This is a genomic window from Thalassobacillus cyri (assembly GCF_900107755.1).
GTDB lineage: Bacteria > Bacillota > Bacilli > Bacillales > Halobacillaceae > Thalassobacillus > Thalassobacillus cyri.
The window spans coordinates 162834-176666 of sequence record NZ_FNQR01000005.1 but is presented as its reverse complement, the minus strand read 5'-3'; the positions used below and the strand labels follow the sequence as shown (position 1 = coordinate 176666).

The 13833-nt window shown below is 41.7% G+C and carries 11 protein-coding genes and 1 other annotated feature; of the genes, 1 reads left to right on the top strand and 10 read right to left on the bottom strand.

All coding sequences use genetic code 11. The features are described 5' to 3' along the window. Positions 1–137 precede the first annotated feature (137 nt). The 4 genes from BLV00_RS08280 to BLV00_RS08265 form a co-directional block, all read right to left on the bottom strand. Complete coding sequence (locus BLV00_RS08280) at positions 138–890, bottom strand: prepilin peptidase (protein ID WP_093044335.1); 753 nt, start codon at positions 888–890, stop codon at positions 138–140. 82 nt (positions 891–972) lie between these two features. Further along, entirely contained in the window at positions 973–2700 is a 1728-nt protein-coding gene (locus tag BLV00_RS08275; protein ID WP_176791405.1) for a sensor domain-containing diguanylate cyclase, read from the bottom strand. Between the two features lie 120 nt (positions 2701–2820). After that, positions 2821–4110 (bottom strand): bifunctional folylpolyglutamate synthase/dihydrofolate synthase, encoded by a 1290-nt coding sequence (locus tag BLV00_RS08270; protein WP_093044331.1) that lies wholly within the window; start codon positions 4108–4110, stop codon positions 2821–2823. Between the two features lie 69 nt (positions 4111–4179). Continuing rightward, positions 4180–6822, bottom strand: a complete 2643-nt coding sequence (locus tag BLV00_RS08265; RefSeq protein ID WP_093044329.1) for a valine--tRNA ligase — start codon at positions 6820–6822, stop codon at positions 4180–4182. 140 nt (positions 6823–6962) lie between these two features. Then, positions 6963–7198 (bottom strand) — a binding site (T-box leader). Between the two features lie 132 nt (positions 7199–7330). On the opposite strand from BLV00_RS08265, the gene BLV00_RS08260 reads away from it, so the two are divergent. Continuing rightward, a complete protein-coding gene (locus BLV00_RS08260) occupies positions 7331–7519 on the top strand; it encodes a hypothetical protein (protein ID WP_093044327.1) in 189 nt (62 codons plus the stop codon). Here BLV00_RS08260 and BLV00_RS08255 read toward each other — a convergent pair. From BLV00_RS08255 to hemC, 6 genes are all read right to left on the bottom strand, one after another. Next, a complete protein-coding gene (locus tag BLV00_RS08255; RefSeq protein ID WP_093044325.1) occupies positions 7491–8525 on the bottom strand; it encodes a protein kinase family protein in 1035 nt (344 codons plus the stop codon). The genes BLV00_RS08260 and BLV00_RS08255 overlap by 29 nt on opposite strands. 76 nt (positions 8526–8601) lie before the next feature. Next, the gene (gene spoVID, locus BLV00_RS08250) at positions 8602–9633 is read right to left on the bottom strand and encodes a stage VI sporulation protein D (RefSeq protein WP_176791403.1); all 1032 of its coding nucleotides are present in this window, start codon (positions 9631–9633) and stop codon (positions 8602–8604) included. Positions 9634–9816: 183 nt separating this feature from the next. After that, complete coding sequence (gene hemL, locus BLV00_RS08245) at positions 9817–11109, bottom strand: glutamate-1-semialdehyde 2,1-aminomutase (RefSeq protein WP_093044321.1); 1293 nt, start codon at positions 11107–11109, stop codon at positions 9817–9819. A 23-nt stretch (positions 11110–11132) separates the two neighbouring features. Further along, complete coding sequence (gene hemB / locus BLV00_RS08240; protein WP_093044319.1) at positions 11133–12110, bottom strand: porphobilinogen synthase; 978 nt, start codon at positions 12108–12110, stop codon at positions 11133–11135. A gap of 7 nt (positions 12111–12117) precedes the next feature. Continuing rightward, complete coding sequence (locus BLV00_RS08235) at positions 12118–12888, bottom strand: uroporphyrinogen-III synthase (RefSeq protein WP_093044317.1); 771 nt, start codon at positions 12886–12888, stop codon at positions 12118–12120. Continuing rightward, positions 12888–13817 carry a hydroxymethylbilane synthase gene (gene hemC, locus BLV00_RS08230; protein WP_093044315.1) on the bottom strand — a complete coding sequence of 310 codons (930 nt, stop codon included), beginning with the start codon at positions 13815–13817 and terminating at the stop codon, positions 12888–12890. Before hemC ends, BLV00_RS08235 begins: the two co-directional genes overlap by 1 nt. Positions 13818–13833 lie beyond the last annotated feature (16 nt).

Here is a 13833-nt window from a genome sequence, read left to right as displayed (position 1 = left end):
TCACCGTACCCCCATGGAAAGCGAGTGATTTCCCGAACCTCCAAACGCTCACCACCATAACAGAAACAGTTTCTCTCAAAACTGAGTCTTCAAGTAAAGGGAGCTAAAATCAAACACTGGGTTTTAACAGAGTCTTGTTAAAAGAAAGCGATGTACCATATCAGGATTCTGTCACCGTAAAAGAAGGAAGTTAAAGATCCAAAGATGATAAAGGGGGCAAAAGGAATGGGATGGCTTCGTGATGCTTTCCCTGATAACATCAGAATTATACTGAGAAGAGCTCCACTAATGACAGCTAGAAAAAAAGTAACCATCAAACCTTCGACCTCCATGATGAAACCTATTATTCCAAACAACTTCATATCTCCAGCACCCATGCCCCCGTTACTAAGAAGAATAATCGCTCCTATGAGCACTATTCCTGAAATCCCCCCAAGAAAAGCATTGCTCCAGGAAATTATGGGCTGTAGCATACGAAGAACCAGGAATAGGATAAAAAATACGAGCAGCACTTTATCAGGAATATGCATATAAGCCATGTCACTGACAAAAATAATGCTGAACAGGGAAATTAACAATAAAGCAGTGAAGAGTTCTAATGTTAATCCAAAAATGTAAAAGCTGTATGCGAATAAACTACCAGTGAAGAGTTCTACAAAGGGATAAATAATAGAAATAGAGGTGTGGCAATACCGACACTTCCCTTTCAGACGTAGGTAAGATAAAACAGGGATCAAGTCCTGCCAGGAAAGCTGCTTATCGCATGAGGGACAGTGGGAACGGTGATGCCGGAAGAAAGATTGTATGGGGATTCGAAAGCCGACTACATTAAAAAAAGAACCGAATACCAAGCCAATAAGGAAAAAATAAAAAATGAGATTAAATTTCATCAAACAATCTCCTTCGAGGATATTTGGGGGGAGAGGATAAACGAAGATAAGGCGAAGAATTTACCAGAGATAGCTCCATTGATTATTCAGCTATCCCTAGTAAACTTTCATAGTTGGCAACTTTGTTGCGCCCTTGTTGTTTTGCGCCTACATACATAGCCCGGTCCGCATGGCGGACAAGCTCAAGTGCTTCTTCACAGTGGTCGGGATAGGTGGCTACTCCAATACTTGCTGTAATGGAAACAGCAGCCGGGCCGTCCTGATTTACAATATGATCATAAGCATAAAAAGTGGATGATGCTATACTTTCCCTTAGTTTTTCAGCGGTGTTCATCGTTTCACTAAGGTTATAACCCGGTAATAAGATAACAAACTCTTCTCCACCATAGCGAGCTGCCAGACCTTCACTTCCAATCTGATTCTTCAGCAAATCCGCCACACTGCATAGAATTTCGTTGCCGCTCTGGTGCCCATATGTATCATTTACTACCTTGAAATGATCAATATCCAATAAAACAAGCGACATGGGTCGATTTGTCTTGTTAAAGGTGAGAAATGTTTTTTCCAATTGCTCTTCGAAGTAACGGTAATTATATAAATTCGTGAGGGGACAACGTTCACTTTTATTTTTAGTGAGCTCATAATTGTTCGCATTCTCAATAGCTACAGCAAGATAATTAATCAAAATGTCTAAAATCATATATTGATACTTTTCAAATGCGCGCTTTTGATCAGAAATAACCGTAATAACCGAAACGATTTTATTATTCTGAAAGACAGGTAGTGATAAAACGCTTTCTCCATCATCTGGAATATAACCATTATTTAAATGCAGCCACTCGCCTTGTTTTTTGTACCGTACTCCCTTTCTTTCCCGCCACACATAGCCACTGACACCCTCCCCTGGCTTTAAAGTGAACTCGGAGAAGCTATATTGCCCGCTTCCATCATAAAACCGCATCAAGGTCAGGCTTTCCTCATCTTTCACATTAAAAATATAAATATATTTAAGCGGTAAGAGCTCTGCTACCCGAAGTATGAAGAGATCGATCACTTCCTTGGATTTCAGACGTCCTGTAAGTTCATGACCGATATCACTCGTCTTTTGCAGGTATCCATTAAGTTGTTGGCTGGTATGGTACAGCATGAGCATGGCAGAAATAAAAACAAAAGGGATACCTACGTAATAAACGGCCACGATTCCTAGATCAGCATACAGCCTGTACAAGACAAAACCCACCGGGAAAATGAGCACTGTAGTGTATGTTTCCCATAAAGTAGCACGATCAATCAATTGAAACGGGCGCTTCTGTAGGAGTACCCCTATTACTTTAATCAAGGTCTGATTCACTAAAAATATAATAATAGCATAAGCAAGAATAGGAAAGATATCATACAACTCATTATAGGCAGCACTGCCATGCTCTCCCCCAAGAAGATAGTAGACTGTAGCGCCAACGATACTCGTGACTAAAAACATCAGCATGTTCATCGGAAAGCGGTGCAGGTCCTCCCGTGTGATGCGCACTTTTATAAGCAGGGAGATAACACCTATCTGCGTCAGAACTATTTCCATAAATAAGCCGAAATAAAGAAACACTGCCAGACTGACACCCTGAATCAAAAAGATCGGCCCCTCTTTAAATATAAGAGGGAATAAAGAGACAATACAAATTAAAATGGCAAAAGAGAATAGATCCGCCATTAAACCTTCAAATCCTGGTTCCATATAACTATATACCCCGTATAAACTAATCGGCCAAACGAAAAGCCAGGTCAACCATATGGCAATCCTCTTCTCTTTCGTCATCACATGCATCTCCCTGCATCAAATCTATTATACTTTTACCATTTATTGCTTGATGATGAATGCAAAAGATGTATTTATAACGTAAGCAATTTTCAGATAACTATTATATTATCATACCTTTTACCTATATTCAAAGTATTTTCTGACATCAGAGATGAAATATAACGAGCCTGCTACAAGCAATACGTCTCCATACGTCATTTTACCCATTATGTTTTCAAGGGCTTCCTCCCATACTTGTTCTGCTCGAGTATTGTCTTCATCATAAACTTCCTTCAATAGACGAGCCTCCATTGCCCGAGGAAAGTTGAAACTTGTGAATGTGATTTGATCAAAATTGTCTTTAAGCTGCTCAAGCATTCCTTTTACCGGTTTATCTTCAAGGGCAGCATAGAGCAGAAACTTACGTTTGTCAGGGAAATGTTCACCAACTGTTCTCATCAATGTTTTCGTGCCCTCTTCATTGTGGGCCCCATCTATGATTACCAAAGGCCTTTCAGATACCCGTTCAAACCTGCCTGGCCATTCTGTTGACATAATGCTATTATAGTAATCTTCCCGGCGGAACGGGTAACTTTTATCCCGTAACACCTCCATAATCTCTAAGGCAACTGCAGCATTCGCTTCTTGATGTCTGCCTTTCATACGGCTTGTCAGTAATTTGGATTGATAGGATCTATTGGAAAAGAAAAAGTGTTCTCCTTCTTCATCACTGCTTTGATGACTTACAAAGAAATCATGGTTCAATCGAAAAAGATTCGAGGATGTTTCCTGACACTTCTGTTTAATTACTTGTATAGCTTCTTCGCTTTCTACAGCAGTGACAACTGGTACATTTTCTTTGATGATGCCAGCCTTTTCCACAGCAATTTTTTCGTAACTGTTACCAAGAATTTTCATGTGATCGAGCCCTATATTTGTAATAGCCGCCACAATAGGCTGAATGATGTTAGTAGAATCAAAACGCCCACCCAAGCCAGTTTCCATGATTACGAAATCAAGACTTGCCTGCTTGAAATATAATAGAGCCATGGCAGTAATGACTTCGAATTCAGTTGGTTCACCTAATGGAGTCTGGGCTAATTCTTCAGCTAAAGGCTTGATTGTCTTTACAAGCTGCAGCCAGTCATCATCTTGGATTGGTTTTCCATTTACACTGATCCTTTCATTAAAGTGAATGATATAAGGAGAGGTGAAAGTACCGACATTCTTTCCTTGAGCTTCTAAAAGATTCCGTAAAAAAGACAGTGTCGACCCTTTCCCATTAGTACCAGCAATATGGATGGCATTCAGTTCTCGTTCTGGATGATCCAGCTTTTCCATCATCCATTCCATCCGTTTCAAACCTGGTTTAATTTTGAATTTTTCTCGACTATGAATCCATTCAATTGCTTGTTCATACGTCAACATCTGATATTCCTCCCTTCATAACAAAGAGAGGGCATCCCAACTTGGAACACCCTCTAGTTTTCCTGTTCTTTACGCTTTCAACTCATTGATACGTGCTTCCACTTTTGCCCGCTTATCTAAGTAGTCGGTTTCTTTTTCACGTTCTTCTTGAACCACGTGCTCAGGAGCTTTATTGACAAAACCTTTATTCGAAAGTTTCTTCTGTACTCGCTCCACTTCTTTATCCCATTTTTCCTTCTCTTTTTCTAGCCGTTGGATCTCATCTTCGATATTGATCAGTCCAGCTAAAGGAAGGTAAAGTTCTGTACCTGTTACAACAGCAGACATCGCTTTTTCTGGAGCTTGTAGACTTGTTGCAATCGTAAGTTCACTTGGATTACAGAAACGCTCCAAATAGTGGCGGTTTATTTCTAATTCTTTTTCCACTTCTTCATTTTTTGCTTGAATCAGCAACTGAATTTCTTTGGACATCGGCGTATCTACTTCCGCGCGAATATTACGGACTGCACGAATGATGGTGACGAGTCGTTCCATTTCACCGACAGCTTTCTCATTATCGAATTCCGGCTTCACTTTTGGCCAGGCTGCTTGAGTAATAGACTCGCCTTCGTGAGGCAAGTGCTGCCAAATCTCTTCTGTAACAAATGGCATGAATGGGTGCAGCATTCTCATGATGTTATCCAATGAATAAGCAAGCACGGAGCGAGTTGTTTTGATCTTCGCTTCATCTTCACCATATAGAGGCAGCTTTGCCATTTCAATATACCAATCACAAAACTCATCCCAGATGAAGTTATATAGGTGACGTCCAGCTTCCCCGAATTCATAGCGGTCGATATTTTTTGTCACTTGTTCTACCGTTTGGTTCAAGCGAGTCAAAATCCATTGATCTGCTACCGATTTTTCCCCGGACAAATCAATATCTTCATAGGTCATATCTCCCATATTCATTAATGCAAACCGGGAAGCATTCCAGATTTTATTGACAAAGTTCCAGGTAGATTCTACTTTTTCCCATTGGAAGCGCAGGTCCTGCCCAGGCGCTGATCCTGTAGATAAGAAATACCGTAGTGAGTCCGCTCCATATTTCTCAATGACATCCATTGGGTCTACCCCGTTGCCAAGAGACTTACTCATCTTCCTGCCTTCAGCATCTCTGACCAGACCATGAATTAAAACGTCTTTGAAGGGGCGACGATCTGTAAATTCGATGGACTGGAAAATCATGCGGCTTACCCAGAAAAAGATGATATCATAACCGGTTACCAATGCATCCGTAGGGAAGTGACGTTGAAAATCTTCATTATTTTCATCCGGCCAGCCCATTGTTGAGAATGGCCACAATGCAGAGGAGAACCAAGTATCCAATACATCATTATCCTGTTTCCAATTTTCTGCATCCTCTGGAGCTTCTTTACCTACATAAATCTTACCAGTTTGTTTATGATACCAAGCCGGGATGCGATGCCCCCACCATAATTGTCTTGAAATACACCAATCCCGGATATTTTCCATCCAATGAAGATAAGTTTTTTCAAAACGATCCGGTACAAAGTGTACTTTATCATCACCTTGCTGCAAGTTAATCGCTTCCTTCGCAAGCGGCTCCATATTCACAAACCACTGAGTAGAAAGGTAAGGCTCAACGACAGCCCCGCTACGCTCGGAATGGCCTACCGAATGATGATGATCTTCGATATCGAATAAAACGCCTTGTTCCTGTAAATCCTTCACCAGTTGTTTCCGGCATTCGAAACGGTCCATTCCCTGGTACTTGCCTGCATTTTCATTCATGGTGCCGTCTTCATTCATGACAAGAATACGTGCCAGATTATGACGATTCCCGATTTCAAAATCGTTAGGGTCGTGGGCTGGTGTGATTTTCACTGCCCCTGAACCAAATTCCATATCTACATAATCATCTGCAACAATTTCTATTTCACGGTCAGTAACAGGCAATGTAACCTTTTTACCGATCAGATGCTTGTAACGTTCATCTTCAGGATGCACAGCAACTGCGGTATCTCCTAACATCGTCTCCGGCCGGGTAGTAGCTATTTCAATATGACCAGAGCCGTCACTTAAAGGATATTTCATGTGATAAAAATGTCCGGTGACATCTTTATAAATGACCTCGATATCAGAGAGGGCGGTTTTCGTAGCGGGATCCCAATTGATGATGTATTCACCGCGATAGATCAAATCTTTTTCATAAAGTTTCACAAAAACTTCTTTAACCGCTTCAGACAACCCTTCATCTAATGTAAAACGCTCACGGGAGTAATCAAGTCCCAGCCCTAATTTCTCCCACTGCGTACGTATGAAATCCGCATATGCTTCTTTCCATGACCAGGCCTGTTCCAAGAACTTTTCCCTGCCTAAATCATAACGGGAAAGGCCCTGTTCTTTCAGCTTGGCTTCTACTTTTGCCTGAGTTGCGATACCTGCATGGTCCATGCCTGGCAGCCATAATACATCGTAGCCTTGCATTCTTTTTGTTCGTGTAATGATGTCTTGCAATGTAGTATCCCATGCGTGACCAAGATGTAGTTTACCTGTAACGTTCGGTGGCGGGATGACAACTGTATAAGGTTCTTTCGATTTGTCACCTGTCGCTTCAAAAAATTTCCCATTCACCCAGTATTTGTACCTTCCATTTTCAACAGTGGTCGGGTCATACTTGGGCGGTAACGATACGTCCTGATTGGTCATAAAGCATTTCCTCCTTTAAATTGCCGTGTTAGAAAACCTTGGCATGTCGCTAAGTCTTATGACGAAAGCCGAAGTTTTTCATATACTTTATTCCTTTAAAAACTTTCATAAAGTCAAAATAAAAAAATCCCCTTCATCCAAAAAAGGACGAAAGAGATTGATCTCCGTGGTACCACCTTTATTCACAAGGTAACATGCTTCTCCCTTGTGCACTTCATTCGTTAACGGCTTCAAACCGGCTCCTCCTACTCTTTTTCGTTTCAAAGAAGCTGCGTCCGGGGCGACCTTCTAGCATACAATATCCTGGAAAACTTTCAGCACATGTTTCCCTCTCTGTAGGTTTGCATCCTGTACTCTTCCCCATCACGGCATTTCACGTGTTCAATTATATTTCATATTGTATAGAGAAATGTAGTTAAAATCAACAGTTACTTAGTTCTTGCTGCTAAAATCCGCATTTTCATCATTTTATCCAATTCATCATATTTTATACAAAGAGGTGATTAAAATGAGTAGACTGTATCGTTACCGACTGCCTCCATGGTGCCGCAGGTGGCTTTACATTATCGAAAAAGCGATGCTGCCGCTTATGATTTTTCAATTACTACGCACGCTCCTCTTTCCGACTACATTGGATGTATTTCTGCTTGGAATATTCATCGGGATATTCATTGCGTTTCATCTGGAGTGGATATAGACTCATTTTCTTTTACTTGCTGAGCTTGAAAAGAAGAAAAAAGAGATTCGGCAATCAACCGTCCATATACCATACGCCGAAAACTTTTCTCTAATTTCTGTACCTTTTCAAGCTCACTTGAATTTTTATCTCCTGCCAATTGATCCAACCGGCGGAAATAATGATGAGGATCAATAAGGTGAATCGCTAAAAGAAGACGCTCTTGGTTAGTCATTCCATATAATTGCTCATAGACAGAAAATTTCTTAATATATGCATCAACGGGACTGTCATGAAAACGGAAATCATTCAAAAAGAACCTGCTGACGTCCAACATGGCAGGTCCAACAAACATTCGTTCCCAGTTAAGAAAATAGCTATGACCGTGATATTGAATGATATGATCGTTTTTCAGGTTGCCATGATTAATGACCTGTGGTATTTTCCCCGACATCTTTTCGCGATCAGGAAACTCGCGAAATAAATCTTTCATAAATTCTAAAGAATAATGAATCTGCTTATACTGCGAACAAACAGCCAGTCCCAGCGGGGGCATATAATGGCGCTTTTCAAATTCCTCTATCTTAACGAGCAGATGTTGATGCGCTTGCTCGCTCGCCTCTCTTCTATTCCATAAATATTCAATATAGGGTTGATTAGCCGGAGATGTCTGCTTCGTTTGTTTATGCAATATCCCCAGGCTGCGATAAAAACTTTCTATATCATGAGTTGGATACTCATCTTTGGTGTGCTGCACCCATGGGGTGAGATAATAAAGCCAATTTTCGCTTTTTACATATGGGCTTCTATCTCTTGTTCGGGCTATCGGTGGCGCAAGCTGTCCCCCGTTAGCTTCGAGCCATTCTGCAATGGAAAGCCATTTATTTTCTTCATTCGAGTGATAGCGGGACTGTTTTAGCGCAAAATCACCATAATCGGTTTGGATACGATATAATTTATTAGTGATTTGTTCGGTTCTTTGAATCGACATCCCATACCTGTGGATAATAGTTTGTAAATAATTCAAAAAATCCCTCCCTCAAAACAGATCGGGCTGTCGAGGAAGGGATGGAATCTTCCAGGACAGCCTTTTAGGAATCCTATTATGATTGCGAAGGAATATAAATGATTTTACCAGGTTTAAGATCATCTTCGAAAACATTATTCACCTTCGTCAAATTAGTAATGGAAATTTGATAGCGGTCTGCAATACTTTCAAGTGTATCTTCCTCTTGAACAATACACATTTTCATCTTTGTGTAAGTTTCTTCCCTGTCTTCAAACATACTGAACAGTAATTGATTGCCTATATTTCGGCTTTCAGCATCAGCTTCTCCTTCATCATCTTGTACTTCCATCTCATCCTCCATATATTCTAAGGAAGGAGATGCCTCATAGGATGGGGACGGGCTAGGCTCATTTTCTTCTACTTCCGGAGCGGATCCATGGTTAAAAAATTCAGAGAGTGTCTGGACTTTTTTATATTTCCAGCGATCCCCACTTGAAGATTCTGATTTAGATTCAACAGCTTCTTCCTCAATAACTGAACTCTCTTGCTCCAACGATAAAGTATTTTCCTCAGGAGACGTAAGTACTTCATCATTTTCTGGGTAATCCACTTCAAATTGAGAAGATTGTTCCCAGGGAGTGTTGTTTTCGCTCCTTACCTTGGACGAAGCAGATTCCTCTTTTTCTCTATCCGCCTCCTCTATTCCATGAATAGCAATAGTTGCATGGAGTTTGAGTTGGTTTGCAGAAGGCAATTCATAATCAAAAACGTCAATACTTACAGATACATCATCTACATTTTCAACACGATTCCTGGGGATGGAAACCTCTACAGGAAATTGATGATAAAACTGGCTTGCACCCTCTTCTTCTTGTTCTACTCTTTCAACTAGCTTCCTGGAAGGGAAAGGTGCTACAGTTTCCGCTTCTGAGTCCTCGTCTGATTTAGCAAAATACTCCCCAGTAAGGTTGATCGCCCCTTGAATCAATACTGTCTCATCCAAGGGATGTATGACGATTTCCGGATCCAGCGAAATCCCCATCAACTCATTGACTTCCTGTCCTCTTTCAAACCATAACGATTCGTCTAAATAAAAAGAAAACACATTGGTATTATCATTAGTCACGTACTTTTCCTCCTCCCTTATGACGCAACATCCATCTCTGTTCCACTTTATGCACAGGGAAGGGAAAATATACGAAACAAAAAGAAACCTCCTTACAAAAAGGCTTAGAGGAAAATCTCCTCTAAGCCTTTTTATGCTATGTGAATAATCAAAAGTAAATCCATGTCCTTTTATTATGAGTGATTATTTTTTACTGTTATCCGCAAATACTTTTCTCGCTGCTTCGATTGTCTTTTCGATATCTTCATCCGTATGAGCAGTGGATAAGAACAAACCTTCAAATTGAGAAGGCGGCAAGAAAATTCCTTCTTCAATCATTCCACGATAATATTTTGCAAATAATTCTAAATTAGAGGAGCTGGCTGTTTCAAAGTTATAAACGCCTTCTTTATTGAAGAAAAAGCCTACCATGGATCCCGCACGATTTACCGTAAGTGGTATATCATTTTCTATTGCTGCGTCCGTAAAGCCTTCGATCAGGCGGTCCACTTTTTCATTGATTGCTTCATAAGCAGCCCTATCCATTGCTTTTAATGTTTCGTATCCTGCTGTCATTGCTAATGGATTTCCAGACAATGTACCCGCCTGATAAATATCACCCGTAGGTGCGACTCGCTCCATGATTTCTTTTTTGCCGCCGTATGCGCCAACAGGAAGTCCGCCACCGATGACCTTGCCCAGGCAGGTCATGTCAGGCGTTATACCGAAATGGCCCTGCGCACAGTTATACCCTAGGCGAAAGCCGGTCATCACTTCATCAAAAATCAGTACCGTACCATTATCCTCTGTGATTTTACGAAGCTCCTGCAGGAAATTATCCTGTGGAGGTACAACGCCCATATTTCCAGCTACAGGCTCAACAATTACCGCTGCCAGATCATCACCAAATTGTTCAAATGCATAACGGACACTCTCCATGTCGTTATACGGCACAGTAATCGTGTTTTTGGCAATTCCCTCTGGGACCCCTGGAGAATCAGGAAGTCCAAGTGTAGCTACTCCTGAGCCTGCTTTAATCAGCAGAGAATCTCCGTGACCGTGATAATTTCCTTCAAATTTCAAAATTTTGTTCCTGCCCGTGTAGCCTCTTGCAACACGGAGCGCACTCATAGTTGCCTCCGTACCTGAATTAACCATCCGAATCATTTCGATAGAAGGTACACGGTCGATGACTAATTGAGCAAGCTTATTTTCAATTTCTGTCGGGGCACCAAAGCTTGTCCCTAATTCTGTAATAGATTTAAGCTTTTCTACAACACGGTCATCCGCATGGCCCAGAATCAATGGTCCCCAGCTTAATACATAATCAATATACTTATTTCCATCAATATCGTAGATTTTTGAACCTTTTCCACGTTCCATGAACACCGGGTCCATATGGACAGATTTAAAAGCACGTACAGGTGAGTTCACTCCACCTGGCATCAGCTGCTCGGCTTCTTTATATGCTTCAATTGAACGATCAAATTTTTTCATTGCTCCGCACCACCTTAGAAATATTATTCATTCAGCCAGTCTGCTGCATCCTTAGCAAAGTAAGTGATGATCAAATCAGCGCCAGCACGTTTCATCGAGGTCAATTTCTCCATGACGATTTCTTGTTCATTGACCCAGCCGTTCATCGCTGCTGCTTTGATCATAGAGTATTCTCCACTGACATTATAAGCAACAAGCGGTGCATTGAATCGGTCTTTCACTTCCCGCATGATATCCATATAGGATAAGGCGGGCTTGACAATAAGAAAGTCAGCTCCTTCTTCGATGTCAGATTCCGCTTCTCGCAACGCTTCCAAACGATTGGCAGGATCCATCTGGTATGCCCGACGGTCACCAAATTGAGGCGAACTATGGGCAGCATCCCTGAACGGGCCATAAAAAGCCGAAGCGTATTTAACAGCATAGGACATTATCGGGATCTGACTGTAGCCCGCTTCATCCAATCCTTGTCTGATAGCAGCGACAAACCCATCCATCATGTTGGAAGGAGCAATAATATCAGCTCCTGCTTCAGCCTGGCTGACAGCTGTTTTGACCAACAACTCTAATGAGGGATCATTCAATACTTCTCCGTTTTCTACAAGGCCGCAATGACCATGATCCGTATACTGACAAAGACATGTATCGGCAATCACAGTCAGGGAAGGAACGTCCCTTTTAATTTGCCTGATTGCTTCTTGTACAATGCCGTGTTCGCAATAAGCCTGGGAGCCTTGCGAGTCTTTTTCATTCGGTACCCCGAAGACAATTACCGAACGGATTCCTTTTGCCTCCAGCTCCTTCATTTCTTCAGTCAGATAGTCCAGGGAAATATGGAATACTCCTGGCATGGAGGATACCTCATTTCTGATTCCTTTCCCTTCCACCACAAAAATAGGATAGATGAGATCATCTTTCGTTAATTTAGTTTCTCTGACCAACGCACGAAGGGACTCTGTACGGCGCAGGCGTCGATGTCTTTTAAAGCCTTTATTGTCCATCAATATCTTATCCTTTCTCCCTGAAATAACATTCCATAAGCTCTGTCATGCCTTCTATCGTGTAACTTTGTTCTGACATCAGGATGTTCAGAAATCCTTCCTGTTTCGCTTTCTCCTCTGTGGTAGGTCCTATACACACGCAAGGAACAGAGAGAAATTTATAAAAGGCTGTGTGTTTATCACACAACCTTACGAACGCTTCAACCGTAGAAGGGCTTGTGAAAGTATAAGCGTCGATTTCAAGGTTTTCCAGTGTCTTGATTAAGGGGCTATGATCCTTCGCTAATAGCGTATCATACACGGTCATTGATTGGAAAAAAACATGCCCTTTCATTGCTTCAGGCAATACATCCCTTGACCTATTTCCACGAACTAATAATAGGGGGCCTGGGTTATTATAATTTTTAAGAAATTCATCTGCCATAACTTCTGCGGTATATGTACTTGGAACGAAGTCTGCAGATACCCCATATTTTAACAGCATTTTTTCTGTTTTCTCGCCTACAGCTCCTACCTTCAATTGTTCAGGCCATGCTCTAGCTTTCTTGTCCCATAACTTGAAAAAAAACCTCACGCCGTTAGAGCTTGTAAAAAAAATCCAAGCGTATTCGTGAAGTTGTTCTACATAGTGCTTATTTTCTTGGTTATTGCGTAAAGCGAAATGAAGCAGCGGGACCTCTATCGGGGTCCCTCCTGCTTGCATTATTTTTTCAGATAATGAGGCGGCCTGAGATTGAGCACGGGTGACAAGAATATTCCTCCCCGTCAGTGCTCCCATTATTGATCAAGCTCCTCTTTCGCATCATCCACAATTTTTTGGGCACCGTACTGTTTCAGATGATCAGCAGCTTCTTTCCCCACATCGATTGGATCGGCCCCTTTGAAAGTCTCCTTCAAAATGGTCTTCCCATCCGGGGTAGCTACCAGCGCAGTCAAAACAATTTCATCACCTTCAAGGTATGCATAGCCACCGATCGGAACTTGACAGCCCCCATTCAAGTCGTGAAGAAATTTACGTTCTGCTGCCACTGTCTTCTCGGTATAACTGTCATTAATTTTGGCCAACAATTCGCGTAACTCAGTGTCAGATTCTCTTGTTTGAATCGCTAATGCCCCTTGACCGACAGCCGGGACACAAACGTCTTTATCCAAATACTCCGTAACCAGGTCCTCGCTCCAGCCCATACGCTTCAAACCAGCAGCAGCAAGAACAATCGCATCAAATTCACCATCTCTCAGCTTTTTTAGACGCGTATCGATATTACCGCGAATCCATTTCACTTCCAGATCAGGACGGGCTGCACGAATTTGTGACTCTCTTCTTAAACTGCTTGTCCCAACGACGGCACCGGCCGGCAGGTCCTTCAATTTTATATGGTTATTAGAAACGAACGCATCGCGGTGATCCTCACGCTCTGGCACAGAGGCAATCATCAAGCCTTCAGAAATGACGGAGGGCATATCTTTCATGCTGTGTACAGCCATATCGATTTCTTCTTCATACATCGCTTTTTCAATCTCTTTAACAAACAAACCCTTGCCACCAACCTTGGATAGAGTGACATCCAAAATCTGATCTCCTTTAGTCGAGATACGCTTAATTTCAAATTCAGCGTTTGGCTCCACCTTTTTCAATTGATCGATGACCCATTCTGTTTGAGTAATTGCTAAATTGCTTTTTCTTGAACCAATAATAATTTTTCGCACCAAATTGCCTCCTCAA

Coding starts and splice junctions, on each gene's coding strand:
- BLV00_RS08280 (WP_093044335.1), bottom strand. CDS start 890: ATGAAATTTAATCTCATTTTTTATTTTTTCCTTATTGGCTTGGTATTC.
- BLV00_RS08275 (WP_176791405.1), bottom strand. CDS start 2,700: ATGACGAAAGAGAAGAGGATTGCCATATGGTTGACCTGGCTTTTCGTT.
- BLV00_RS08270 (WP_093044331.1), bottom strand. CDS start 4,110: ATGTTGACGTATGAACAAGCAATTGAATGGATTCATAGTCGAGAAAAA.
- BLV00_RS08265 (WP_093044329.1), bottom strand. CDS start 6,822: ATGACCAATCAGGACGTATCGTTACCGCCCAAGTATGACCCGACCACT.
- BLV00_RS08260 (WP_093044327.1), top strand. CDS start 7,331: ATGAGTAGACTGTATCGTTACCGACTGCCTCCATGGTGCCGCAGGTGG.
- hemL (WP_093044321.1), bottom strand. CDS start 11,109: ATGAAAAAATTTGATCGTTCAATTGAAGCATATAAAGAAGCCGAGCAG.
- hemB (WP_093044319.1), bottom strand. CDS start 12,110: ATGGACAATAAAGGCTTTAAAAGACATCGACGCCTGCGCCGTACAGAG.
- BLV00_RS08235 (WP_093044317.1), bottom strand. CDS start 12,888: ATGGGAGCACTGACGGGGAGGAATATTCTTGTCACCCGTGCTCAATCT.